Source organism: Kitasatospora sp. NPDC002227, assembly GCF_040296285.1.
Lineage (GTDB): Bacteria > Actinomycetota > Actinomycetes > Streptomycetales > Streptomycetaceae > Kitasatospora.
On sequence record NZ_JBEOWY010000047.1, the window covers coordinates 40,694 to 64,481 of the forward strand.

Sequence of the window (23,788 nt, forward strand, 5' to 3'; positions counted from 1 at the left end):
GCCTGCTTGCCTAGGCGCGCCGCGCGGCGGCTTCGGCCAGCTGGTCGAAGGTACGGTTCAGCACCGCCCGCCGCTCCTCCTTGAAGCCCGGCGAGGGCTCCAGGCCGTCGATGGTCCGCTCCCAGACGGCCATGAAGGTCCGCTGCCAGCCCTTGACCACCTGGGCCTTCGGCAGGTCGGCACCGCCGTACCCGGCCCGGGCGAGCGCGTGCAGCAGCTCCAGGTTGCACGGCACGGCCACGCCCCAGTACTCGTCGGGCTCGAGCTCGACCGGGTCGCCGGCCATCGCCTCGGCGATCTCGGTGACCAGCCGGTCGACGACGGTCGACAGGTGGTCCAGTGCCGTGTCGCTCTCGAAGTTGCCGCTGCCCCAGGTGCCCATCAAGGTCTCCGTCCGAAGGATGCCGTCATGTCTCCGGGGCATCGAAGCAGTCCGGAGTGACACTCGCCCGCCGGGACCTTACGGACCGCTGACGGCACGTCCGGCCACCGCCCCGCCGCGCGGTGCGGCGGCTAGCGTCGGGGGCATGGAGATTCTGCTCACCGGCGGGGCCGGGTTCATCGGGGTAGCGGTGGCGCGACGGCTGGCCGCCGCCGGGCACGGGGTGCGGGTGCTGGACGCGCTGCTGCCCGCCGTCCACCCCGCCGGGCGGGCGCCGCGGCTGCCCGAGGGGGTGGCGTTCGTCCACGGGGACGTCCGCGACCGGGTGGTGGTCGAGCGGGCGCTGGCCGGGGTGGACGCCGTCTGCCACCAGGCCGCGATGGTCGGGCACGGGCTCGATCTGGACGACGCGCCCGAGTACGTGAGCTGCAACGAGCTGGGCACCGCGGTGCTGCTCGCCGCCATGGCCCGGGCCGGGGTGGAGCAGCTGGTGCTCGCCGGCTCGATGGTGGTCTACGGCGAGGGCAGCTACCGCTGCCCTCTGCACGGCCCCGTCTCCCCCGGGCCCCGACGGCCCGCCGACCTGGACGCGGGGCGGTTCGAGCCGCCCTGCCCCCGCTGCGGCGCGGCGCTCCTGCCCGGGCTGGTCGCGGAGGACGCGCCGGGAGACCCGCGCAGCGTCTACGCGGTCACCAAACTCGCCCAGGAACAGCTCGCCGCCGCCTGGGCCCGGGCCTGCGGGGGCCGGGTCCTGACGCTGCGGTACCACAACGTGTACGGGCCGGGGATGCCCCGGGACACACCGTACGCGGGGGTCGCCTCGATCTTCCGCTCGGCGCTGGCCCGGGGCGAGGCGCCCCAGGTCTTCGAGGACGGCCGCCAGCGGCGCGACTTCGTCCACGTCGAGGACGTCGCCGCCGCCAACCTGGCCGCCCTGACCGCCGTCCCCGGCCGCCCGCCGGGCAGCTCCCGCGCCTACAACGTCGGCAGCGGCACCGTGCACACCATCGGCGAGATGGCCGCCGCCCTCGCCACCGCCCACGGCGGCCCGGCCCCCGTCACCACCGGCGGGTACCGCCTGGGCGACGTCCGCCACATCACCGCCGACTCCACCCGCCTGCGCACCGAACTCGGCTGGCAGCCGGCCGTCCCCTTCGCCGACGGGATGGCCGAGTTCGCGGCGGCGCCGCTGCGCGCGGCGACCTGAGGCGGCCGGTCAGGTCAGGACGATCGGGTTGGTGAGGGCGGCCATCCGCCCGTCGGGCCGGCGGACCTCGATCCGGACGAACGCCGAATCCCGCGCCGTCGTACGCCACCGCACCGCACCGTCGCCGGGGAGAGGCACCCGGAGGACCTGCCCGCGATCGGTGTGCACGGAGACCGTCCCCGACGGCACGCCCTCCACCTCGACCCGCACCTCCACCCGCCCGCCCCGGGTGACGAGGAGCCCGCCCACCTCGGCGACCCGGCCGTCCGCCGCCGCGGTGAACGACAGCCCGACGGCCGCCGACCCGGCGACCCAACTGCGACCGGCCCGGAGCCCGGCGAGCACCGCGGCCGTACTGAGCTCCTCGGCGCGGACCACGGTGTGCGGGATGCCGAGCTGGCCTTCCAGGTGGGTGTCGCTGCTGCCGATCGCGGGGCGCCAGGAGCCGGCGCGCAGGCCGGCGGCCAGGCCCCGCCCCCACTCGGCCAGGGTGGCCTCGTTGTCGGCGTTCCAGGGCAGGTCCGACGCCCACTGCCCGTTCCACACCTCCACCAGGTCGAAGCCCTCGACGGGGAACTCGAGGTCGCCCGAGGGGTAGGGCGCATGCGGGTGCGCGGCCACGCACAGCCCGCCCGCCGCCCGGACTTCCTCGAGGCGGCGCCCGATCTGCCCGTCCCCGGCCCGGTGGTTCCAGTCCACCACCCGCCCGGGAGCGAGACCGAGCGCGAGCCAGTGCCCGGTCTCCGTGGTGACCTCCTCGCCCAGGACGACCAGGAGGTCGTCGGCGGCGGGCCCCGCCCACACACCGGGTGCCGCGGCGCGGTTGTGCTCCGTCGTCGCGATGAAGTCGAGCCCGGCGGCCCGGGCCCGCAGGGCCAGCTCGTCGGGAGTGAGCTCCCCGTCCGAGTGGACCGAGTGCACGTGGCAGTCGCCCCGGTACCACGCCGCGCCGCGTCCCCGTGCCCGCGTCGGCGGGTAGTCCGTGGTCAACTGGGCCTCCTGGCAGGTCGGTTGACCAAGCCTAGCGCTCAGGCGCGGGCGGCGGCCGGGAGGGTGATCTCGAAGCAGCAGCCGCCGTTGACGTTGCGTACGCTCGCGCGGCCCGCGTGGGCCTCGACGATGCCGCGGACGATCGCCAGGCCGAGGCCGGCGCCGCTGTCGCCGCCCCGGGCGGCGGGCGAGGCGGCGCGCGGGGTACGGGCGGGGGCGCCGCGCCAGCCGGTCTCGAAGACGCGGGGGAGGTCCTGTTCGGGGATGCCGCCGCAGCCGTCGGTGACGGAGAGCACCACCTCGTCTCGCTCCCGGCGGGCCGCCACGGCGACCACGCCGTCCTCGGGGGTGCAGCGGATCGCGTTGACCAGCAGGTTCCCGAGGACTCGGGTGATCTCCCGCCCGTCCACTTCCACCGGCTCGGCCGCCACCTCCGCGCCCTCCAGCCGGACCCCGCGCTGCCGGGCCAGCGGGTACGCCCCCGCGATCGCGTCGCCGACCAGGTCGTAGACCGAGACCCGGGCGAGCGAGAGGCTCAGCGCGCCCGCCTGGATCCGGGAGAGCTCGAAGAGGTCGTCCACCATGCCGGTCAGTCGGTCCACCTCGGTGCGGATGCCGCGCAGGTAGCGCGGCGGGTCGTCCGCGACGCCGTCCTCCAGCGCCTCGGACATCGCGCGCAGGCCCGCGAGCGGGGTGCGCAGGTCGTGCGAGATCCACGCGATCAGCTCTCGCCGAGAGCGTTCCAGCGCCTGCTCGCGACTGCGGGACTCCGCCAGCCGCGCACTGGTGGCCGCCAACTCGGCGCTGAGCTCGGCGAGTTCCGTGCCGAGCGGCTGTGCCGGGGCGGCGAAGCCGGTGTCGCTGCCGACGGTCCGGGCGGCCGCGGTGAGCGCTCGGCTGCCCGCCACCACCTGGCGGCCCAGCAGGGCGGCGGTCAGCAGCGAGACCACGGCGGCCATCCCGAGCACGGTGATCACCACACCGAGGTCGTGGTGCGAGAGGAACATCGCCTGGGCCACCGCGAAGGTGCCCGAGGTGACCGCGAGCACCGTGACGACGGCGACGCAGAACAGCGACAGGGCGACCGAGCGCCGCCGCAGCAGCCGGACGGCCGGCCAGCCGAGCAGGCCGGCGCCGCCGGCCCCGAGCGCGGCGAACAGGGCGATGAGCAGCAGGTCCTTCACGGTGCACCGCCCGCCGGATCGAAGCGGTAGCCGACTCCCCAGACCGTGGTGATCAGGGTGGGCGCGGCGGGATCGTCCTCGATCTTCTCCCGCAGGCGCCGGACGTGGACGGTGACGGTGGACAGGTCACCGAACTCCCAGCCCCAGACCTGGTGCATCAGCTCCTCCCGGCCGAAGGCCTTGCCGGGCCTGGCCAGCAGGAACGCCAGCAGGTCGAACTCGCGGAGCGTGAGCGAGAGTTCGCGCTCCTGCCGGTACGCCCGGCGGGCCTGCGGGTCGAGGGTGAGGTCACCGGCCGTGAGCGGGCCGCCGGGCACCGGCGCGGCGGTGGCGGCCCCGGCCCGGCGCAGCACGGACTGCACCCGCAGCACCAGCTCCCGGGGGCTGAACGGCTTGGTCACGTAGTCGTCGGCCCCCAATTCCAGCCCGAGGATGCGGTCGGCCTCGTCGCCCTTGGCGGTGAGCATCACCACCGGCAGCCGTGCCCCGTGCGCGGTCGCCCGCAGGCGGCGGCAGACCTCCAGGCCGTCCAGCTCGGGCAGCATCAGGTCGAGCACCAGCAAGTCCGGCCGGAAGCTCTCGGCCAAGGCCAGCGCGGCCGGCCCGTCGGCCGCCCGCTCGACCTCGTACCCGGCCCTGGCCAGGTAGCTCGCGACCACCTCGGCCACGGTGGGGTCGTCGTCGACGACCAGCACCCGGCCGGCGGGCGCGGCAAGAGGATTCTCTGTCACGCCTTCGAGGATAGGGACCCGCCGGCCCTGGCCGGTCCTGAGAGCGCCCGCCGTACGACTTCCGTAAGAGGTCGTGGCCTCGCGTCGTGGCCTCGCGTCGTGACCACGTTCGACCGCGCTGAGGCCCTGGGCTCTCGTCCGACTTCCGTAAGGTCGTGGCGCGGTCACGGCGGGGCGGCTGCTGGGTAGCGTCGCCGGTGTGACCCCTCCTTCCTCCCCCCTCCCCGCCGTCGAAGTCGTACTGCCCTGCCTGGACGAGGCCGCGGCGCTGCCCTGGGTGCTCGGGCGCCTGCCCGCCGGGTACCGCGCGGTGGTCGTGGACAACGGCTCGCGGGACGGTTCGGCGGAGCTGGCCGCCTCGCTCGGCGCGACCGTGGTGGCCGAGCCGCGGCGGGGCTTCGGCGCCGCCTGCCATGCCGGACTCCTCGCCTGCACGGCCGAGTTGGTCTGCTTCATGGACTGCGACGGCTCGCTCGACCCGGCCCAGCTGCCGCTGGTCACCGGGCCCGTGCTGGACGGCACGGCGGATCTGGTGCTCGGCCGGCGCCGTCCGACCACCCGGGGTGCCTGGCCGCCGCACGCCCGCCTCGCCAATGCCGAACTCGCCCGGCGGCTGCGGGCCCGCACCGGCGCCCGGCTGCACGACCTCGGCCCCATGCGGGCCGCCCGGCGGTCCGCGCTGCTGGCCCTCGGGCTGGGCGACCGCCGGTCGGGGTACCCGCTGGAGATGGTGCTCAGCGCCTCGGCGGCGGGCCTGCGGATCGCCGAGCGGCCGGTCGACTACCTGCCGCGCGCGGGCCGGTCCAAGGTGACCGGCACGCTGCGCGGCACCCGGCAGGCGGTCCGGGACATGCGGGCGGTGCTCGCCGCGCCGCCGCCCACCCTGCTGCTGATCGCCAAAGCCCCCGTACCGGGGCGGGTCAAGACCCGCCTCACCCCGCCCTACTCCCCCGAGCAGGCCGCCGCTCTGGCCGAGGCCGCCCTGGCCGACACCCTGGCCACGCTCTCCACCGTGCCGGCCGGGCGGCGGCTGCTGGTGCTCGACGGCGAGGCGGGCCGCTGGCTGCCGCCGGGCTGGGAGGTCCTCCCGCAGTCCGGCGGCGGGCTCGACGCCCGGCTGGCGGCGGCCTTCGCCCACGCGGGGCCGACCGCCCCGGCGCTGCTGCTCGGGATGGACACCCCGCAGGTCACCGCCGCGATGCTGGCCGAGCCGCTGGCCGCCGCTCGGCGCGGCGGGGTCGACGCCTGGTACGGCCCGGCGGCCGACGGCGGCTTCTGGGCGCTGGGCCTGGCCCGGCCGACCCCGGCGCTGGCCCGCCGACTGCTGCTCGGCGTCCCGATGTCGACCCCCGAGACCGGCCCGGCCCTGCTGGCCCGCCTCGCCGCAGAGTACCTGACGGTCAGTCATCTTCCGCTGCTCACCGACGTCGACACGGCCACCGAGGTCGACCAGGTGGCCGCCCAGGCTCCGGACAGCCGCTTCGCCGCCTGCCGCCGCACCATCGTCCGCACCCCGGGGGTGACCGGGTGACGCCGCAGAGCACCGGGACGGCCCGACCCGTCCTCGGCGGAGCGGAGGTGCTGCCCTGGGCGGACGATCCGTTCGCCGCGGCGATGCGCAGCGGCCGCGGACCGCTGTGGCTGCGGCGGACGGACGGGGGTGGGCGGGTGCGGCTGGAGGTGGACCGCTGGTGTGCGCCGGCGGCCGGGGCGGACCACGGTCTGCTGCTGCGGTGCCTGCAGCTCGGCGGGCCGGTGGTGGATCTCGGGTGCGGGCCGGGGCGGTTGGTGGCGGAGCTGCTGGCCCTCGGGGTGCCGGCCCTCGGGGTGGATCTCACGGGTGCGGCGGTCGAGCGGACGCTCGGACTCGGCGCCGCCGCGCTCCGGCGCTCGGTCTTCGACCGGCTGCCGGCCGAAGGGCGGTGGGAGGTGGCCCTGTTGGCGGACGGGAACCTCGGCATCGGCGGCGATCCGGACGCCCTGCTGCACCGGGTGGCCGAACTGCTCGCCCCGGGCGGCGTGTTGCTCGCCGAGGTCGAACCGGCCGACCTGGACGAACGGTTGACCGTCCGGGTCGAGGGCCCGGACGGCCGGCTCGGCCCGCCGTTCTGCTGGGCCCGTCTCGGCGGCGCCGCGGCCGCCCGGCACGCCGCCCGGGCCGGCCTCACGGCGGTCGAGCAGTGGACCTCGCACGGGCGGCACTTCCTCGCCCTGCGGCGGCGGTGAGCCGAGGTGGGGCCCCGACGAGCGCCGGGCCCCACCTCGGCACCTCAGGAGAAGACCACCGAATGCATCAGCAGACGCTCCGAGGCACCGCCGCCGGGCCGCAGCACGAAGTAGGTCTCCCCCGCGCAGTCGGCGTCCAGGAAGACGGTGGCTGTGGAACGCGTGCCGTTCTTGGGGGCGTAGGCCGGCTCCTGGTCGTCCGACTCGGCACCGGGCAGGTTGATGCACTCCCCGCTCGGCGGGTAGAAGAGCAGGCCCGGGTGCTCGTACCCGTCGGCGTCGGCGTAGGTGTACCGGAACTCGCCGGTGGCGGCCATGGCCGAGCTGGGGAGTGCGACGGCGAGCGCAACGGCGGCAGCAGCGGCGAGGACGGCGTTACGGAGGCGCATGAGCGGGGTACCTCTCGGGGAAAACTCTGGATCACATCTGGGGACGTCAACCAGCGTAGAGATGGCCGTATCCGCGGAAACGTTTCTCCCAACTCCTCCCGCGCATCACTCGGTTGACGCCCGATCGAAGCCACATAACTGCAGGTCAGAGCCGTTGCGCCGACACCCGTCGACCACCTCCGTCACCCCCCTTGATCACCCCTTCCGGTGATCACCCGCATCTTTCCCGTGCGCCGCCGCACCGCCACCCCGGCCAGCACCGCCGCCAGCGCGACCCCGTACGCCGCCCGCTGCTCCGCCTGGCCGCCGGTCAGGTAGAGCACCTGCCCGGCGGCCGGTACGGCGAGCCACTCCCACCGGCCGTCGAGCGCCACCAGCGCGACCACCAGCAGGCCGTACCAGGGGTACGCCGGTGAGACCACCAGCAGCGCTGTGCCCGTCACCAGCAGCGCCCCGCCCCACGGCCGCGCGGGGTCACCCCGCCGCAGCACGTACAGCACCACCGCCGCCAGTACGGCTCCCGCCAGGTACGGCGCGAGGCTGTCGGGCACCACCAACCGCAGCAGGGCGAACCGCTGAATGCTCCCCTGCTCGTACCCCTCCTCCCGCAGGTACCCGGGCAGGTACCCGAGCACGCCCACCCCCGAGGCCAGCACGTACGGCAGGTACGCCGCCACGAAGGCGCCCAGCACCGCGACCGCCAGCCGGAGCCGGCGGCCCGCCAGTGCGCCGGGCAGGGCCAGCGCCGGGAGCAGCTTGGTGGCCACCGCCGCGCCGAGCAGCAGCCCGCCCGCCACCGGCCGCCGCCCGGCCGCACACCCCAGGCCGGCGACCATCAGCAGCACCCCCAGGGTGTCCACGTGCGCGTCGTTGACGGCCCACACCACCACCCCGGGGCTCCAACCCCACAGCGCAGCCCGCCAGTTGCGTCTGCGGACGGCCAGCAGCGCCGCCGTCGTCCCCACGGCGAGCACCGCCCCGCCCGTCTGGACCCCGCGCACCCCGCCGCCGAACGGATGCAGCGCGAGGAACCACGCCTCGGCCACCGGCGGGTAGACGGTGTGCACGGCGGGCCGGTTGATGTGGGTGCAGTCGCCCGCTGCCGTCCGGCGTTCGTCCCAGGCGGTGCAGGGCCCGGCGGGGAAGAGCCCGGGGTCGCGCAGCCGGGCCAGCGCCGGGTCGTCCGGGGTGTAGCGGTACGGGGAGATCCCGGCGGCCTGCACCCTGCCGTCCCAGACGTAGCGGTAGGCGTCGTCGCTGGTGCGCGGCGGAGCGAGCAGGCCGGTGACGGCCACGGCGGCGCTGCCCAGCAGCACCAGGGCCGTGACCTGCCCGGCGGGAATGCGGCGCAGCAGCCGTACGGCGAGTGCGAAGAGCGCGCAGTCCGCCGCGTACCAGCCGAGCAGGGCGCCGTGGTCGGCCAGGGTGCCGCCGGTGGTGACGGTCGCGGCCAGCGCCGCGACCAGGGCGGCGAGGGCGAACAGGCAGGGCAGTGCGTTACGGGTGGTCACGCCGCTCACCCTGCCACCGCACCCCGGCCCCTGACCGCCACGGCGGGCCGCCGTTCGCGTTCCGTAAGCACGCCGGCCCGAACGGTTCTGGGCCGAGCCGGCATCTACGCCTCGGCGAGGGTCCTCGCGGCGTCGCGGATGACGTCGAGGACGACGTCGGGGTGCGACAGCATGGGGACGTGGCTGCTGTCGACGGCGTACGTCTTCGCGTTCATGCGCTCGGCGGCGGCCCGCTGCAGGTCCGGGTTCACCGTACGGTCGGTGTTCGCGACGATGTACCAACTCGGCTTCGTACGCCAGGCGGCGCCGGGAACCTGCTGGGTGAACAGGTCGGGGACCGGCACGGCGCCCGTCGCGAGGACGAGCTTCTGCTCGGCCGCCGGCAGATCACCGCAGAAGTCGCCGAGGCCCGACTCGAGGAGCCAGATCCGGCCGTCGGTGACATCGATGTGCTCGAAGACGGGCATACCCGCGAACTTGGCCTGCTGGTCCTGCGAGGTCTCGTCCTCGTCGGGGGCGAGAGCGGCGATGTAGACCAGAGCGCCCACGCGGTCGTGGATGCCGGCCTTGGTGATCAGCGTGCCGCCGTAGGAGTGACCGACGAGCACGACCGGGCCGGGTACGTGGTTGATGGCGCGGGTGACGCACGCGACGTCGCCTTCGAGCGAATCGAGGCCGTGCTGCGAGCTGAAGACCTCGTGCCCTTCGGCCTGCAGCGTGGGGATGAGCTTGCTGAAGCACGACCCGTCGGCCCAGAGTCCATGGGCGAAGACGATGCTGGCCTTGCTGGTCATGACTTCCTCTTTCATAGAAACCGATCCGCGCCGACAGAATCACGCCGGGTGTCCACGCTATTACTCTTCGGAGTCGGCTGCGACCTCCGCTCGGGCAGACGGCGTGCGGGACGCGAACGCACGCGCACGGGAGTCGAGGGCCACGCCGAGAGAGCATGCCGTCATGGACATCGAATCGCTTGTACGCACCCGCCGCGCCTTGCACGCGGTCGCGGAGCTGGTCCTGGCCGGACCGCAGTTCCGAACCAGTGGCACGATCAGGCTGCGCGCCTCCCTCGGCGGCTTCGCCACCCTGGCCGAACCGAACGTGCAGGTCACCGGCACGGATCTGGTGGCTTTCGGGCAGCGCCTCTCTCTGGGGCGGACCACCTGCGCCGCGCTGGCGGCTGCGATCGGGGTCACGGCCGGCGCACCCGAAGGGCTCTACGAGGACGGATCCGGTGTTGACCCCGAGGACGTGGTCGAAGCCGATCCGCAGTCGGCGCACTTGATCGCGCACGGTTTCGCGGTCGGCGATGCCGTACTGCGCCGGATGTTTCCCGGGGCGGATCCGGTCATCTGGCCCGAGCACTTCGACATCGGCGTGACCATGGCCTCGGTCAACTACGGGGTCTCTCCGGGCGACGGCTTCCAGGCGGAGCCGTACGCCTACGTCGGCCCGCACACCCGTCAACAGGGGACGTACTGGAACGCGCCGTTCGGCGCGATGGCCACGGTGCGCGAGCTCGGCGGCGTGGACGGAGTGTTGGCCTTCTTCGAGAAGGGCCGTCAGTTGGTCGGCTAGGCACCTTCCACCGCGCCGGCGGCCGTTCGACTTCCGTAATCGCGTCGAACCACCCATGCGCGGCCTCGACGCAGTCTGATGGAGCGGTGGACGACAAAACCTCCCGCCGCAGGCCGTACGACCTCCCGCTGCCGCTCCCACCGGATGCGCTCCGGCGCGGGCCGCTACGTGAGGGCACCTTCCCGTCCTCGCTGCACGAGCCTCGCACCGCGGTCGTGCTCGGGCGCTGGCTCGGCGCTGCCCTGCTCACCTGCTTCCTCACCGGTCTGCTCAGTCATCTGCTCCAGCAGCCGCCCACTTGGCTGCGCGATCATCTGCCCAGCAGACCGGTCGACGGATACCGGGTGAGCCAAGGGTTGCACGTGGTCAGTGGTACCGCTGCGATCCCACTGCTCGGGGCGAAACTCTGGACGGTGTACCCCAGGCTCTTCGAGTGGCCGCCGGCGCGCAGTGTGGCGCACGCCCTGGAGCGACTGGGCATCGCCGTCCTGGTCGCCTCGATGCTGCTGGAGGTGTTCACCGGCCTGCTCAACACACTGCAGTGGTACCCCTGGCCGTTCCCCTTCCGGCAGACCCACTTCTGGCTCGGCTGGCTGGCCACCGGCGGGTTGCTGCTGCACGTGGCGGCCAAGGCCCCGCTGATCGCGGCGCACTGGCGCCGCCCCCGCCCGGGGCTCGCCCAGCGCCGGGCCTTCCTGACCGCCGTCACCACCGCCGCGGCGGCTGTGACCCTCACCACCGCCGGGCAGTCCGTGCCCTGGCTGCGCCGGCTCGACCTGCTGGCCCCGCGCCGCCCGGACCTCGGCCCCCAGGGGCTACCCGTCAACCGCACCGCCGCCCAGGCCGGCACCACGACCGCCCCCGCCGACTGGCGGCTGCGCGTGGACGGCCCGCGCCCGCTCGAATTGACGATGGATCAGCTCCTCCAACTGCCCCAGTACAACTCCGAGTTGCCGATCTCATGCGTGGAGGGCTGGAGCGCCTCCGCGCACTGGTCCGGGGTGCGGATCACCGAGCTCCTCGACCTCGCCGGGGCGCCGAACGGTGCTGGGGTGCGCGTCACCTCGCTGGAGGCGGACGGGCCGTACCGGGTGATGGACATGCCCGCCCACTACGCGCGTCACCCGCTGACCCTGCTCGCCCTGCGGGTCAACGGCCAGGTGCTGACACCCGACCACGGCTACCCGGCGCGGATCATCGCGCCGAACCGGCCCGGTGTGCTGCAGACCAAGTGGGTCTCCCGGCTGGAGGTGCTGTGATGGCCCGGCTGCTGCGCACCACGACCGCCCTCGCGGGGGCGGCGCTGATCGGCTACGGCATCTACGGGCTGCTCCACGACCCGTACATCACCGACCCCTTGGACGTCCTGGTCTGGGCCGTCGGCGGGCTGCTCTGGCACGACGCGCTGTGGGCGCCGCTGGTCTGCCTGGTCGGCGCGTACCTGGCGCGCGGGCCGGTGCTGCGGGGCTGGCTGATCGTCGCGGCGGCCCTCATGGCCGTCGGCCTGCCCGCCGTGCTGCGCTCCGGCGAGGACCACGGCAACTCCTCGCTGCTGCCGCTGGACTACCTGCGCAACCTGCTGGTCGTGCTGGCCGCCTCCGCCGTCCTCGCCCTCTCTGCGGCCGGCATCCGAAGGTGGCTGAGGCGGCACCACCGGCACCGGGTGGAATAACCACTTGCCAGCCGCGCCGACGGGCCCGAAGACTCCAGTCCCGTGACCACCTTCAACGCTCCCGACGGCACCCGGCTCGCCTACCACCTGCTCGGCTCCGGCGAGCCCCTGCTCGTCCTGCCCGGCGGCCCGATGCGGGCCTCCGCCTACCTCGGTGACCTGGGCGGCCTCTCGGCCCACCGGCAGTTGGTGCTGCTCGACCTGCGCGGCACCGGCGCTTCGGCCGAGCCGGCCGACCCGGCGACCTACCGCTGCGACCGGCAGGTCGAGGACGTCGAGGCGCTGCGGGCGCACCTGGGGCTTGAGCAGGTCGACCTGCTGGCTCACTCGGCCGGCGGCGATCTGGCGCTGCTGTACGCGGCCCGGTACCCCGAGCGCGTCCGGAGCCTGACCCTGGTCACCGCCCGTGGCCGGGCGGTCGGGGTCCCGTTCACCGACGAGGAGCGCGCCGAGGCGCGGGCGCTGCGGGCCGGCGAGCCCTGGTACTCCGCCGCCTGCACGGCCTTCGAGGCCGTCGCGTCCGACACCGCCACGGATGCGGACTGGGAGGCCATCACCCCGTTCTACTACGGCCGTTGGGACGCCGCCGCCTCGGCCCACGCGGCGGCGGACGAGGAGCAGACCAACTACGACGCCGGCGACCTCTACCCTGCCGAGGGCGCCTTCGACCCGCCGGCCACCCTGGCGGCGATCGCCGGCCTGAAGGCCCGAGTCCTGTTGCTGGCAGGCGAGTTGGATGGCGGTCCGCGCCCGCAGGTGGCAGCCCGGATGGCGGAGCTCTTCCCGTCCGCCGAGCTGGTCGTACAGCCCGGCGCGGGTCACTTCCCCTGGCTGGACGACCCGGAGTTCTTCACCCGCACGGTGGCCGCGTTCCTCGCATCGGCCTGACCAGCGGCCCGAGCAGGCCGTCATCCTCCCGCCCGCGCCCGGGTTCCGGCGTGACGTGTCACCGCGCGCTACGCGGACCGGGCCCGGGCGCGCCCCCGGGCCCGCGGGCCGGTCACTGGCCGAACAGGCCGGTCTCCAGACCGTCGAGCGCGTGCGAGCAGACGCAGTCGCGCTCGCCCGGCAGGCTCTCCAGGGCCTTGAACAGCACCGTCCGCAGCCGGTCGACATTGCGCGCGAAGACGGCCAGGACTTCGGCGTGGGTGACGCCCTCGCCGGCCTCGACGCCCGCGTCGAGGTCCGTGACCAGCGCCAGCGAGGTGTAGCAGAGGCCCAACTCCCGTGCCAGCACGGCCTCGGGGTGGCCGGTCATGCCCACCACCGACCAGCCGTTGGCGGCGAACCAGCGGCTCTCGGCGCGGGTGGAGAAGCGCGGGCCCTCGATCACCACCAGCGTCCCGCCGTCCACCGGCTCCCAGGCGCAGCCGCGGGCCGCCGCGACGGCGGCCCGCCGCCCGTCGGGGCAGTACGGGTCGGCCATCGAGACGTGCACCACCTCGGGCAGCCGGCCGTCCGGCAGCGGCAGGCCGTCGTAGTAGGTCTGCACCCGGCTCGAGGTCCGGTCCACGAACTGGTCCGGCACAACCAGGGTGCCCGGCCCGTACTCCTCCCGCAGCCCGCCCACCGCGCAGGGCCCGAGCACCTGCCGGACCCCGACCGAGCGCAGCGCCCACAGGTTGGCCCGGTAGTTGATCCGGTGCGGCGGCAGGCTGTGCCCCCGCCCGTGCCGCGGCAGGAAGGCCACCCGGCGGCCGGCCACCTCGCCGATGAACAGCGAGTCGCTCGGGGCACCGTACGGGGTCTGCACCGGGACTTCGGTGACGTCGTCGAGCAGGGCGTACAGTCCGGAGCCGCCGATCACGCCGAGGTCGGCCAGGGGCGGGGTGCTCGGGTCGGTGGTGCCTGAAGCGCTGTCAGCCATGGGGCCCTGCCTTTCGGTCGCGTCCTGGCCTTCACCCTACGAGGCGCCGCGCCGCCGCCGGGGCAGCCCGGCCTTACGAATCCCGGACGGTCGAATCCGGGACGGTCGAATCCCGGACGGTCACCGGCCGGCCGAGCGGCGCACCTTGAGCGCCCAGAGCACCAGCGGCACCTGCAGCGGCAGCCGCCCGTACGCGACCGCCCGCTCGGCGGCGCTTCGGCCGCGCCAGTCGTACGCCATCTTGACGTTGCCGGGGAAGACGGCGGCGAACAGCCCGGCCGCCGCCAGCCCGCCCGTACGGCGGGTGGCGGGCAGCGCCACGGCGGCCGCGACGGCCAGCTCGGCGGCCCCGCTCGCGTACGTCCACGCCCGGGCGCCGCCGGGCAGCTGCTCGGGGACGAGCGGGTCGAAGAACTCGGGCTTGCGGAAGTGCAGCACGCCTGCGGCGCCGAGCAGTGCGGCGAGCGCCAGCGGCGCACGGTGGTTGCGGGACACGGTGGCGGTACTCCTTCGGAACGGCGGGACTGCCGGGGGCGGACGGACCGGGCGGAGCGGTCGGGTGCAGGTCGGTCGGTGCTGTGTCGATGGGCTCGGCGGAGCCGGGCGGCTGCGCCGGGCCGCCCCCGGCAGGGAGCGGCTGCGGGCGAGCCTACTCGCCGGTAGGTGGGCGGTACAGGGCGCTCGCCCGGCGGGGCGGGCGCGGCGTACAGTGGCGGCGGGGTGGTGGGGCAGGATGGCTGAAGGAGCGGGTATGTGCCGGGGCGAGACCAGAGTGACCGGCCATCAGGCCCTGAGCTGGCGGGTGCGCCCCGAAGCGCCGACCGCCGCCGTACTGGTGCTGCACGGTGGACAGGAGACCAACGAGCGGGCGCCCGGGCCGGTCAACCTGCCGGGGCTGCGGATGCGCGGCTTCGTCCGCGCGGTGGCCCGGGAGACGGCCGGGGCCCAGGTGGCGGTCGGGGTGGTGCGCTACCGGCACCGGGGGTGGAACGGTTCGCGGGCGGACGCCGCGCGGGACGCCGCCGCCGCGCTCAACGATCTCGCCGAGGAACTGGGGCCGGTGCCGACCGTGCTGATCGGGCACTCGATGGGCGGGCGGGCGGCACTTCGGGCCGCCGGGCACCCGAGCGTGACCGGGGTGGTGGCGCTCGCACCCTGGTGCCCGGAGAGCGACCCGGCCGGGCAGCTCGACGGCCGGACCCTGCTCACCCTGCACAGCGACGCCGACAAGGTCACCGACCCGGGCGCCACCCGCCGTTTCGCCGCCCAGGCCCGCGCGGCCGGCGCCCACGTAGCCGGATACACCGTGCACGGCTCCGACCACGCCCTGCTGCGCCGCTCCCGCGACTGGCACCACGCCACCGCCCACCTCACCGGCGGCCTCCTCGGCCTGCGCCCCCTCCCCACCGAGGTCACCACCGCTCTCACCCTCGCCCCCACCTCCCCCGACGGCCTCGACCTCCCCCTCCCCCGCCGGGGCTAGGAGCTGACTTCCGGGCCACGCCGGAGAGCGGGCTCTGCCCCGGCGTGACCCGGCTTCGTCCGAGCTGCCTGAACCTGGGTCAGACCATCAGCGGGACGGGGTGGATCTCGTCGGCCGGGTGGCCGGAGCGTTCGTGGACCCGCTGCACGGCTTCCTTGGAGGGGGCCGTGGACAGGCAGTAGACGGTGCCCGACTCGGGGTCGGCCCACGCCTGCTGGAAGTGCACGCCTTCGTCGCCCTCAATGGCCAGGTCGGCCTGGTGGGCGGCGCGCAGCTGCTCCTCGGTGATCCCGCTCATGCCGTGGTGAACATCCATGAATGTGGCCATCGCACTCACACCTCCGTCGGTCGGATGTCTCGCTCCTACCAGCGTGCGACGCGGCGCGCGCGTCGGCGCGGCGAGGAGGCGGTGAGGCGGCGGTGAGGCGGCGGCGAGGCGGCTCAGTCCGTACGCCACTGCGGCCGGCCGCTGCCCTCGACCTCGGCGATGCTCGGGTGGCGGACGGCGTCCAGCCCGTCGGCCGCGAGCAGCTCGGCGATCAGGGCGGCCGGGCCGAGGACCTCGGTGGCGGAGAGGTCCCAGTCGGTCAGGACGAACCAGGAGCCGTCCACGGGCCACCAGTGCGCGGGGAACTGCGTCCCCAGCGTGCGGGCCGGCCAGGCACAGGCGTCGTGGAGGGCGAGCGCTTCGTCCAGCCGCCCCCGGCGGGCCGGGACGGGGCTGCCGAGGTCCTCGATCGCCGCCTGCGCCCAGTAGCACTCGGTAGCGGCCCCGGCCGGGCTGTGCCGGGCCAGGATCTCGACCAGCCGGGCCAGGCTGCCGCGGTCGATCTCCCCCAGGTCCGGCCCCTCGAAGCCCTCGGGCCGGTCGAAGTCCTGGAACACCAGGTACGAGGGGGTGTACTGCCAGTCCGCCAGCCGACGCCCGGCCGGCGCGAGCACCTCCGCCCACCGCACCCGCCGCCCGCCCACCGTGACGGCGTGCAGCACCCAGCACCGGTCCGGGTAGCCCTCCTGGGGCTCGTACCCCAGCACGGCCTCGCCCGCTTCGAGCGACGGCCGCAGCCCGCCCAGCCCGTCACTGTCCGGAACCTGTTCCACCGCCGACTCCCCGTGACTCCGACCGCCGGGTGACGAACCGTGACATTACCGCCCCGGGCAGCGGAACCTGCCCTCCGACCTGCCCCCCTGCCCGTCCGTCACCGAACGGACTGTGGCACGCTGCTGCCCTGCACAGTCACGGGGGAAGTGATCGGCTTTGGGCAAGACCAGTACGGGTGGGCGGCCTCACCATGCGCTCGGCCAGCCCGGCCAGCCCGGCCAGCCCGGCCGGCCCGACCAGCCCGCCCCAGCGCTCGGCCGCCCCGGCCACCGGTGGGCCCGGCCCGCGCTGGCGGGGTTCGGGGTCGCCGGGCTGGCGCTCGCGGCGCTGGCGCTGCGCGCGGCCCCGGGCCGGCCGGCCTGGCACGCGGGCGGGGTGCTCGGCGAGCGGGCCGGGCTGACCACACTGCTCGCGCTCGCCCTGGCGGGCGGCGGGGCCGCCCTGATCACCCACCTCCGGGCCGTCCGGAAGGCGGAGCCTGAGCAGGGCCCGCTGGCCGAGCGGCTGGTCTCGGCCGTCGGCGTGCTGCTGATCCTGCTCACGGTCACCGTGCCGCTCACCCTGCTGCTCCTGCCGGGCAGAATCGTCAACCCGCAGCGCCTGCAATCGGGCCTCGAGCCGCAGCCGTTGCTGAGCCTGCCGCCCACCACCGCGCCGCCGCAGACCCTGACGGCCCCGGCGGCCCAGACGCCGGCCACCGAGCACCACAGCGTCGGCTCCCTGCTCGGCTACCTCACGCTCACCCTGCTCTCCGCCGCCGCCCTGTGCGCGGCCGTACTGCTGTGGCGCCGGTACGGGCACCTGCTGCGGCGCGGCGGCGCGGCAGCACTGGTGACCCTCAGCTTCCCCGAGGACGAACCCGGCCAGGCCCTCGCCGAGGCCGTGGACTCCGGTCTGCGCGCCCTGCACGGCACGGACGTGCGCGCCGCCGTGATCGCCTGCTACGCGGCGATGGAGCACTCCCTCGCCGAGTCGGGCCTGCCCGGCCGGGCCTCCGACAGCCCCTCGGACCTGCTGGCCCGCGCCGCCGCCGACGGACTGCTCACCGGTGAGCCGCCGCAGCGGCTGGCCGAGCTGTTCCGCGAGGCCCGCTACTCCAGCCACCCGATGGCGGCGCACCACCTCGACGCGGCCCGCGCCGGCCTCGACGCCATCGCCGCCCAGCTCGCCACCACCAGCGTGGCGAGCCGATGAACCACCGAGGTGGACCGATGACCCGCGCCCTCGCCCTGCTGCTGCTCGCCGCGGCCTGCGCCGTGGCCGCCCTCGCCCTGGTCGGCGGGCCCGCCACGGCCGCCGTCGGCGCGGGCGTGCTCACCGCCGCCGCCCTGGTGACGGCCCGGTACGTGACCGGCTTCGCCTCGCAGGACAGCGGGGTGCGCCACCTGGTGCGGTTGCTCGACACCCGCCGGCCCGGCCTCGGCGACTGGCAGCGGGTGGTCGAGGCCGGCCTGACCGGCCGGGGCGACCAGGCCCCATTGCTGGTCGACCGGCTCCGCCGCCTGTACGCCGCCCGGCTCGCCGAGCAGCACGCCGTCTCGCTGCAGTCCCAGCCCGAGCGGGCCGCCGCGCTGGTCGCCCCCGAGGTCTGGGCCCTGATCGCCCCGGGCGCCACGCCCGAGCTGCCCGTCCCGGCAGCCACCCTGCGCGCGGCCGTCGACGGCCTGCGCGCCCTCTGACCTCTCCACCGCCACCGTCCGAAACGAGGACCACCGTGACCACCACCCACCCCGCCCCGACCCTGACCCCGCAGCAGGCGGGGACGCGCGCCCGCCAGGTGCTCGACGAGGTCGCCCGCGCCGTGGTCGGCAAGCCGGAGGCGCTCGAACTGGTCATGCTCGGCGTGCTGGCCGGCGGCCACGTGCTGATCGAGGACCTGCCGGGCCTGGGCAAGACCCTGCTGGCCCGCTCCTTCGCCACCGCGCTCGGCCTGGACTTCCAGCGCATCCAGTTCACCCCCGACCTGCTGCCCTCGGACGTCACCGGTGCGCCCTTCTACGACCAGCGCACCGGCGAGATGGTCTTCCGCCCCGGCCCGGTCTTCACCCACCTGCTGCTCGCCGACGAGCTCAACCGCACACCCCCCAAGACCCAGGCGGCCCTCCTCGAGGCGATGGCCGAGGCACAGGTCTCGGTGGACGGCGTGACCCGCCCGCTGCCGCAGCCCTTCGTCGTGCTGGCCACCGCCAACCCGATCGAGTACGAGGGCACCTACAGCCTCCCCGAGGCGCAGCTGGACCGCTTCCTGCTCCGGGTGCGGATGGGCTACCTGCCGGTCCACCAGGAGGCCGCGATGCTCCGGGCCCGGATCGACCGGGCCGCGCCGGAGGCGGTGCTGACCAGGCTCACCGACCCGGCCGAGGTGCTGGCCATGCGGGCCGCGCTGGAGCGGGTGGAGGTCTCGGACGCGTTGGTGGACTACGTGGTGGCCCTGGTGGACGCGACCCGCTCGCACCCGCAGCTGCAGGTCGGCTCCTCGCCGCGCGGCGGGCTGGCGCTGCTCCAGCTCGCCCGCGCCAAGGCCGTGCTGGCGGGCCGGGACTACCTGATCCCGGAGGACGTCAAGACGCTCGCCGTGCCCGCGCTGGCCCACCGGGTGTCGCTGCGGCCGGAGCTGTGGGTGCGTCAGATCAACGCGGACGACGTGATCGCCGGCCTGGTCGACACCGTCCCGACCCCGGCCACCGTCCCCACCGCCCCCGCGCACCGATGAGCTCCCGCACACGGACGGCCTCCCGCCCGCCCGCGACCCGCACCCTGGGCCGCCCCGCCGCCCCGCCGCTGGTGCTCACCCGCCCGGCCGCCCCGCCCCCGCCGCTGTGGCGGGCCACCGAGCGGGCGCTGCGCCTGGCCACCGTCGCCGCCGTCGCGGGGGCGGCGGCGCTGGTGACCGGCCAGGGGTGGCTGCTGGCGCTGGCCGCCGGGCCCCTGGTGCTGCTCGCGCTGGCTGCCGCCGGGAGCAGCCGTCCGTCCCGGCCGGCGGCCACGGCCGAGGTCGACCAGCGGCGCTGCTTCGAGGGCGAGCGCGTCACCGTACGGGTGCGGCTGGCCTTCGACGGCACGGTCAGCCTGATCGACCCCGTCCTGCACCCGGGCCCGGGGCTGGCCCTGGACGGGCTGACCGTGGACGGCGCCCTGGTGGAGCTCGAGTTGACGGCGGCGCGCTGGGGCCGCTGGACGCTCGGCCCGCTCGACCTGGACCTGTACGACCGCGGCGGCCTGGCCCGGCGGACCTTGCGGGTCGAGCTCGGCGAGATCGAGGTCTTCCCCTCCGCCGCCCGGGCCTCGCTCACCCCGATTCCGGTCCGGCTGCCCGAGTACCTGGGCGAGCACACCGCCCGCCAGCGCGGCGAGGGCCTGGAGATCCAGGGGGTGCGCCCGCACGTGTGGGGCGAGCGGCAGCGGCGGATCCACTGGCCGTCCACCACCCGCCGGGGCAGCGTGCAGATCACCCAGTTCGCGGCCGAACGCGCCGCCGACACCGTGGTGGTGATCGACGCGCTGGGCGACTTCGCCGATCCCTCCTCCGGCCGGTCCAGCCTGGACGAGACGGTGCGCACCGCCGCCGGGATCACCCGGGCCTACCTGGGCAGCCACGACCGGGTCGGCGTGGTCTCGATCGGCGGCACCACCCGCTGGCTGCGCCCGGCCACCGGCGCCGGGTACTTCTACCGGCTGATCGAGACGGTGCTCGACGTCCGCCGTGACCTCGGCTACGAGGTGCCCGACCTGGAGCGGCTGCCCCGCCCGGTCATCCCCCCGGGGTCGCTGGTGTACGTGGTGACCACGCTGACCGACCAGCGGGTGCTCGACCTGCTGCGTGACCTGGGCAGCCGGGGCTGCGCGGTGGTGGTGGTCGAGATCCCGATCGGTGACCCGGTGCCCGAGACCGGCTCGAAGCTGCGCGACGTGGCCGGTGAACTGGCGTTGGAGTTCTGGAAGTTCGACCGGGAGGCGATGCGGTACGCGCTGCGCTCCCGGGGCATCCCGGTGCTCGCCGCCACCCCTGGCGAGAGCCTCGACCTGGCGCTCGCCCCGCTGCTGCGCACCCGCATCCAGGGCGGTGTCCGATGAATCCCACCTCGACGGAGGAGGCCGCCATGACCGATGACCCGCCCGCCCCGGACGCCACCGCGCCGCTGGCCCGCGCCGTGGCGCTGGCCCTCGCGCTGGCCGCCGCCGACCCGAGTCTGTTCGTCCGGACGCCCCGGCTGGCCCTGCTGTTCGCCGTCCCGGCTCTGGCGGCGGCCTGGTGGGCCGGGCCGGTGCTGGTGCGGCGGCCGGTCCAGCACTCGGCCCGGCTCGCCGACCGGCTGGCGCACCACCGCAACACCGTCTTCGCGGCCGGCTCCGTGGTGCTGACCGCCCTGACCACCCCGCCCGGCTGGGATGTGGCCTGCGTGGCGGCACTGCTGCTCGGCTACCTGCTGCTCGTGGACGCCGTCGCGGCGGGCCCGGCCGGGCAGCGGCAGTGGCGGTCGCGGCCGGTGGTGGGCAGCGCGTACGCCGCGAGCGGCCTGGTGCTCGCGGCGGGTCTGGCGCCGCTCGGGGGGGTGGTCTGGGGCCCGGTGCTGGCCGCGCTGGCCGTCGCGGGGGCGGCCGGGGTGGCCGGGCTCGCCCTCTGGGCCCGGGGCGCGCGGAACCGGCCAGGGGCCTGAGGGCGTCCTTGGCACGTATCTCCCCGGGGGGACCGACACCATGACCGCGCACCACCGCGCCACCGCCCTCGCCCTGCTCGCGGCGGCGGGCCTCGCGCTGACCGCCTGCGAGCCGGCGGCCGCGCGTTCGCGCGGGCACACTCCTCCGTCCGCCGGGGCATCCGCCTGGACGCGGCGCCTGGCGCCTCGTTAGGTTCCGAGTGCCGAGCCGGATCTTCGCCTGGCCGGGTGAGTCCGTCAGGAACGAAGGAGCTTCACCGTGGCCGTCCACCGCCGTCCGAAGCAGCCGAGCCGGGCGCGGGTCTCCGTGCTCACCACCGCTGCCGCCGCCACGGTCGCCCTGTCGGCCCAGACCGGCGCGCACGCCGCGCCCGCGAGCCCGGGCAAGGACGAGGTGAAGGCCCAGGTCGACAAGCTCCTCGAGCAGCAGGAGCAGGCGACCGAGAAGTACAACGGCGCCAAGGAGCGGGCCGACCGACTGCGCGGTCAGGCCGGTCAGTTGCAGGACCAGGTGGCCCGCGGCACGGCGCAGCTGACCGAACTCGCCGCCGGGCTGGAGGCGGTGGCGGCCGGGCAGTACCGCCAGGGTGGGATCGACCCCTCGGTGCAGCTGATGTTCTCCGCCGATCCGGACCGCTATCTCTCCCAGCTGTCCTCCTTCGACCAGGCGGCCGACGTCCAGGCGCAGACCCTCAGGGCGCTCCGGAGCCAGCAGCGGCTGCTCGACCAGCGCCGGCAGGAGGCCGCCACGGTGCTGGCCGAACTCGACGGGCAGACCAAGGCGTTGAACGACGCCAAGGGCCAGGTGCAGTCCAAGCTGCAGGAGGCCCAGCGGCTGCTCGGCACGCTGACCGCCGCCGAGCGCGCCGCGATCATGCGGGACGCCGACGGCACCGCCTCGCGCGGCGCCTCCCGGGTCGACCTCAACTCCCTGCCGCCGGCCGGCGGTTACGCCGCGACCGCCGTGGCGGCCGCGATGAGCAAGCAGGGCGCGGACTACGAGTGGGGTGCCACCGGCTCGACCACCTTCGACTGCTCGGGCCTGATGCTGTGGGCGTACGCGAAGGCCGGGGTCTCGCTGCCGCGCACCTCGCAGGAGCAGGCGGGCGTGGGCACCAACGTCGGCACCGACTGGCACCACGCGCAGCCGGGTGACCTGGTGATCTACAAGTCCGACCGCAGCCACGTCGGGATGTACATCGGCAACGGCCAGGTGGTGCACGCCCCGCGCGCCGGGGAGACGGTACGGGTCATGCGGGTGGACGCCATCTCGATCAGCGTCATCCGCCGCCCCTGAGCGGACCTGAGCGGACCTGAGCGGACCTGAGCGGACCTGACTGTCCCTGCGGGCCCCTGGCCGCCCGGCCGGTCCCGGCAGTGGCCGGCCGGGCACCTTCTTCGCCAGGTCACCAGACGGGCGGCTCCAGGATCTCCAGGACGGCCGCCGACCACATGAAGCCGATCCCGGCCCCGGCCGTGAGCACCAGGTCGCCGGGCCGCAGCCGCCCGCTCTCGGCGAGGTGGGTGAAGCCGATCAGCTGGTCACCCGCGCCCATGTGGCCGAGGCTGCGGCCCCAGTCGTAGACGGTGCGCGCGCGGTCGATGCCGAACTGGTCGTAGAACGCCCACTGCGCGATGGTCTGGCCCAGGTTGGCGTGGACGAACCAGTCGACCTCCGCCACGGTGGTGCCCGCCTCGGCCACCACCCGCTCGATCACCTCCTTCATGTGCCGGCCCATCCGGGCCACCGCGCCCTCGTAGCCGTCCTCGGTCTTCATCAGGTGGTCCCGCTTGCGGGCCCGCAGGTCGATCGGCTTGCCGGAGGCGAAGGGGTGCGGGGTCCAGGCGTCGGAGCCCCGGTAGAGCGGCTCGAAGGAGCCGTCGCCGATCGAGACGGTGGCCCGCAGCCGGGCGAAGCCCGTCCGGGAGGAGAGCACCACGGCCCCGGCGCCGTCACCGTAGACGAGCTGGACGTCGGTCTTCCAGCGGTCGAAGTACGGCAGGTGGAAGGAGTCGGCGGCCGTCACCAGCGCGGCCTGCCCACCGCGCCGGGCGGCCACCCAGGAGGCCGCCAGCTCGACCCCGGCCAGCCCTCCGTTGGAGCCCTGGCGGATCTCGATCGCGGCCGCCTCGCCGCCCACGGTGTGGTCCTGCACGTAGGAGGCCGGGGTCCAGTAGTCCTGCCCCTGGTGGCCGAGCCCGGCGTGCAGCACCAGGCCGAACTCGCCGTCCCGGTGCCCGGAGCGGGCCACCGCCTTGGCGGCGGCCGCGGCGGCCATCTCCACCGGCGCCTCGCCGGGCCCGGCGATCCGCACCGCCAGGATGCCGTTGGCGAGGTTCTCGGTCGGGTCGTAGAGCCCCTCGGCCACGGCCTGCTCGGAGGTCATCTCGGTCTGCGGCAGGTAGGAGCCCAGACCGGCGACGTAGACGTCGTCCCAGCGCATCGCCCTCGCCCCCGCTCAGGCCGCGGCCGGTGCGCTGACCAGCTCGTAGACGTCCCGCAGGCTCCGCTGCATCAGCAGCTTGCCGATCGGCAGCCGTCTGCCGGTCTCCCGCTCCAGCACTGCGACGAGTCTGATCATGTGCATCGAGTCCCAGTGCACGACCTGGTCGAAGTCCCGCTCCAGATCGGCACTGGCCAGCGGCAGGTCGAGCTCGTCCCGGACGATCCGGATGAAGTCCCCGGTACTGATCACAGCCATCTCCCTCTGAGCCGAGCGGTCCGCAGACCCGGCTTGCCAGCAGTTCCTCGTACCGCTGTCCGGCCGCGTTCTCCAGGACCAGCCCGAGCAGCCCGCAGCCGAGGCT

General features: G+C 75.2%; 28 protein-coding genes and 1 pseudogene. 16 read left to right on the plus strand and 13 right to left on the minus strand.

The annotated features are described in order from the left end of the window. Positions 1-10: 10 nt before the first annotated feature. Positions 11-382: a DUF4259 domain-containing protein gene (locus ABT095_RS30470; protein ID WP_350532775.1), complete on the minus strand. Its 372-nt coding sequence runs from the start codon at positions 380-382 to the stop codon at positions 11-13. Between the two features lie 145 nt (positions 383-527). Between ABT095_RS30470 and ABT095_RS30475 the strand changes: the two genes are divergently transcribed. Next, the gene (locus ABT095_RS30475) at positions 528-1,589 is read left to right on the plus strand and encodes an NAD-dependent epimerase/dehydratase family protein (protein ID WP_350532776.1); all 1,062 of its coding nucleotides are present in this window, start codon (positions 528-530) and stop codon (positions 1,587-1,589) included. 9 nt (positions 1,590-1,598) lie between these two features. On the opposite strand, the gene ABT095_RS30480 is transcribed toward ABT095_RS30475, so the two are convergent. Genes ABT095_RS30480 through ABT095_RS30490 form a run of 3 tightly spaced genes read right to left on the minus strand, consistent with a single transcriptional unit; the run spans position 1,599 to position 4,494 of the window. After that, positions 1,599-2,579: a CehA/McbA family metallohydrolase gene (locus ABT095_RS30480; RefSeq protein WP_350532777.1), complete on the minus strand. Its 981-nt coding sequence runs from the start codon at positions 2,577-2,579 to the stop codon at positions 1,599-1,601. A gap of 38 nt (positions 2,580-2,617) precedes the next feature. Further along, positions 2,618-3,763 carry a sensor histidine kinase gene (locus ABT095_RS30485; RefSeq protein ID WP_350532778.1) on the minus strand — a complete coding sequence of 382 codons (1,146 nt, stop codon included), beginning with the start codon at positions 3,761-3,763 and terminating at the stop codon, positions 2,618-2,620. Beyond that, on the minus strand, positions 3,760-4,494 hold the full coding sequence (locus ABT095_RS30490) for a response regulator transcription factor (RefSeq protein ID WP_350532779.1): 735 nt from the start codon (positions 4,492-4,494) through the stop codon (positions 3,760-3,762). The genes ABT095_RS30485 and ABT095_RS30490 overlap by 4 nt, the downstream gene beginning before the upstream one ends. A gap of 199 nt (positions 4,495-4,693) precedes the next feature. Here ABT095_RS30490 and ABT095_RS30495 point away from each other — a divergent pair. From ABT095_RS30495 to ABT095_RS30505, 3 genes and pseudogenes are all read left to right on the plus strand, one after another. Further along, positions 4,694-5,371: pseudogene (locus tag ABT095_RS30495) on the plus strand (glycosyltransferase family 2 protein); the annotation flags it as partial. Continuing rightward, positions 5,345-6,025 (plus strand): TIGR04282 family arsenosugar biosynthesis glycosyltransferase, encoded by a 681-nt coding sequence (locus ABT095_RS30500; RefSeq protein ID WP_350532801.1) that lies wholly within the window; start codon positions 5,345-5,347, stop codon positions 6,023-6,025. The pseudogene ABT095_RS30495 and the gene ABT095_RS30500, both read left to right, overlap by 27 nt. Continuing rightward, entirely contained in the window at positions 6,022-6,720 is a 699-nt protein-coding gene (locus tag ABT095_RS30505) for a methyltransferase domain-containing protein (RefSeq protein ID WP_350532780.1), read from the plus strand. Before ABT095_RS30500 ends, ABT095_RS30505 begins: the two co-directional genes overlap by 4 nt. A 44-nt stretch (positions 6,721-6,764) precedes the next feature. On the opposite strand, the gene ABT095_RS30510 is transcribed toward ABT095_RS30505, so the two are convergent. The 3 genes from ABT095_RS30510 to ABT095_RS30520 all read right to left on the minus strand — a co-directional run bounded on the left by ABT095_RS30510 (position 6,765) and on the right by ABT095_RS30520 (position 9,414). Continuing rightward, positions 6,765-7,109 (minus strand): hypothetical protein, encoded by a 345-nt coding sequence (locus ABT095_RS30510; RefSeq protein WP_350532781.1) that lies wholly within the window; start codon positions 7,107-7,109, stop codon positions 6,765-6,767. 182 nt (positions 7,110-7,291) lie between these two features. Beyond that, entirely contained in the window at positions 7,292-8,620 is a 1,329-nt protein-coding gene (locus ABT095_RS30515) for a glycosyltransferase 87 family protein (RefSeq protein ID WP_350532782.1), read from the minus strand. Between the two features lie 104 nt (positions 8,621-8,724). Beyond that, a complete protein-coding gene (locus ABT095_RS30520) occupies positions 8,725-9,414 on the minus strand; it encodes an alpha/beta fold hydrolase (protein WP_350532783.1) in 690 nt (229 codons plus the stop codon). A gap of 163 nt (positions 9,415-9,577) precedes the next feature. Here ABT095_RS30520 and ABT095_RS30525 point away from each other — a divergent pair, with 163 nt between their 5' ends. The 4 genes from ABT095_RS30525 to ABT095_RS30540 all read left to right on the plus strand — a co-directional run bounded on the left by ABT095_RS30525 (position 9,578) and on the right by ABT095_RS30540 (position 12,758). Beyond that, positions 9,578-10,198 (plus strand): hypothetical protein, encoded by a 621-nt coding sequence (locus tag ABT095_RS30525; RefSeq protein WP_350532784.1) that lies wholly within the window; start codon positions 9,578-9,580, stop codon positions 10,196-10,198. A gap of 128 nt (positions 10,199-10,326) precedes the next feature. Next, entirely contained in the window at positions 10,327-11,457 is a 1,131-nt protein-coding gene (locus ABT095_RS30530; RefSeq protein ID WP_502885061.1) for a molybdopterin-dependent oxidoreductase, read from the plus strand. Next, entirely contained in the window at positions 11,457-11,870 is a 414-nt protein-coding gene (locus tag ABT095_RS30535; protein ID WP_350532785.1) for a hypothetical protein, read from the plus strand. Before ABT095_RS30530 ends, ABT095_RS30535 begins: the two co-directional genes overlap by 1 nt. A gap of 42 nt (positions 11,871-11,912) precedes the next feature. Beyond that, complete coding sequence (locus ABT095_RS30540; protein WP_350532786.1) at positions 11,913-12,758, plus strand: alpha/beta fold hydrolase; 846 nt, start codon at positions 11,913-11,915, stop codon at positions 12,756-12,758. Positions 12,759-12,870: 112 nt separating this feature from the next. Here the strand turns inward: ABT095_RS30540 and ABT095_RS30545 are convergent, their stop codons facing one another. Together ABT095_RS30545 and ABT095_RS30550 are read right to left on the minus strand one after the other, a co-directional pair. After that, positions 12,871-13,737 carry an S-methyl-5'-thioadenosine phosphorylase gene (locus ABT095_RS30545; protein ID WP_350532787.1) on the minus strand — a complete coding sequence of 289 codons (867 nt, stop codon included), beginning with the start codon at positions 13,735-13,737 and terminating at the stop codon, positions 12,871-12,873. 120 nt (positions 13,738-13,857) lie between these two features. Next, positions 13,858-14,232, minus strand: coding sequence for a DoxX-related protein (locus tag ABT095_RS30550; protein WP_350532788.1), 375 nt, complete (start codon positions 14,230-14,232; stop codon positions 13,858-13,860). Positions 14,233-14,509: 277 nt separating this feature from the next. Between ABT095_RS30550 and ABT095_RS30555 the strand changes: the two genes are divergently transcribed. Continuing rightward, the gene (locus ABT095_RS30555) at positions 14,510-15,220 is read left to right on the plus strand and encodes an alpha/beta fold hydrolase (RefSeq protein WP_350532789.1); all 711 of its coding nucleotides are present in this window, start codon (positions 14,510-14,512) and stop codon (positions 15,218-15,220) included. A gap of 79 nt (positions 15,221-15,299) precedes the next feature. Here ABT095_RS30555 and ABT095_RS30560 read toward each other — a convergent pair whose 3' ends face one another. Together ABT095_RS30560 and ABT095_RS30565 are read right to left on the minus strand one after the other, a co-directional pair. Further along, positions 15,300-15,548, minus strand: coding sequence for an SCO4226 family nickel-binding protein (locus ABT095_RS30560; RefSeq protein ID WP_350532790.1), 249 nt, complete (start codon positions 15,546-15,548; stop codon positions 15,300-15,302). 113 nt (positions 15,549-15,661) lie between these two features. Next, on the minus strand, positions 15,662-16,321 hold the full coding sequence (locus ABT095_RS30565) for a hypothetical protein (protein ID WP_350532791.1): 660 nt from the start codon (positions 16,319-16,321) through the stop codon (positions 15,662-15,664). Positions 16,322-16,478: 157 nt separating this feature from the next. Between ABT095_RS30565 and ABT095_RS30570 the strand changes: the two genes are divergently transcribed. From ABT095_RS30570 to ABT095_RS30600, 7 genes are all read left to right on the plus strand, one after another. Further along, positions 16,479-17,516, plus strand: a complete 1,038-nt coding sequence (locus ABT095_RS30570) for a DUF4129 domain-containing protein (protein WP_350532792.1) — start codon at positions 16,479-16,481, stop codon at positions 17,514-17,516. 17 nt (positions 17,517-17,533) lie between these two features. Further along, a complete protein-coding gene (locus ABT095_RS30575) occupies positions 17,534-18,001 on the plus strand; it encodes a hypothetical protein (RefSeq protein ID WP_350532793.1) in 468 nt (155 codons plus the stop codon). A gap of 35 nt (positions 18,002-18,036) precedes the next feature. Continuing rightward, positions 18,037-19,035, plus strand: coding sequence for an AAA family ATPase (locus tag ABT095_RS30580; RefSeq protein WP_350532794.1), 999 nt, complete (start codon positions 18,037-18,039; stop codon positions 19,033-19,035). Beyond that, positions 19,032-20,396 carry a DUF58 domain-containing protein gene (locus ABT095_RS30585; protein WP_350532795.1) on the plus strand — a complete coding sequence of 455 codons (1,365 nt, stop codon included), beginning with the start codon at positions 19,032-19,034 and terminating at the stop codon, positions 20,394-20,396. The genes ABT095_RS30580 and ABT095_RS30585 overlap by 4 nt, the downstream gene beginning before the upstream one ends. Positions 20,397-20,422: 26 nt before the next feature. After that, the gene (locus tag ABT095_RS30590; RefSeq protein WP_350532796.1) at positions 20,423-20,980 is read left to right on the plus strand and encodes a hypothetical protein; all 558 of its coding nucleotides are present in this window, start codon (positions 20,423-20,425) and stop codon (positions 20,978-20,980) included. A 40-nt stretch (positions 20,981-21,020) separates the two neighbouring features. After that, positions 21,021-21,173, plus strand: coding sequence for a hypothetical protein (locus tag ABT095_RS30595; protein WP_350532797.1), 153 nt, complete (start codon positions 21,021-21,023; stop codon positions 21,171-21,173). 66 nt (positions 21,174-21,239) lie between these two features. Further along, the gene (locus ABT095_RS30600; RefSeq protein ID WP_350532798.1) at positions 21,240-22,277 is read left to right on the plus strand and encodes a C40 family peptidase; all 1,038 of its coding nucleotides are present in this window, start codon (positions 21,240-21,242) and stop codon (positions 22,275-22,277) included. A gap of 109 nt (positions 22,278-22,386) precedes the next feature. Here ABT095_RS30600 and ABT095_RS30605 read toward each other — a convergent pair whose 3' ends face one another. Further along, positions 22,387-23,424, minus strand: coding sequence for a ketoacyl-ACP synthase III family protein (locus ABT095_RS30605; protein WP_350532799.1), 1,038 nt, complete (start codon positions 23,422-23,424; stop codon positions 22,387-22,389). 15 nt (positions 23,425-23,439) lie between these two features. Beyond that, positions 23,440-23,676 carry an acyl carrier protein gene (locus ABT095_RS30610; protein ID WP_350532800.1) on the minus strand — a complete coding sequence of 79 codons (237 nt, stop codon included), beginning with the start codon at positions 23,674-23,676 and terminating at the stop codon, positions 23,440-23,442. Positions 23,677-23,788: the final 112 nt, after the last annotated feature.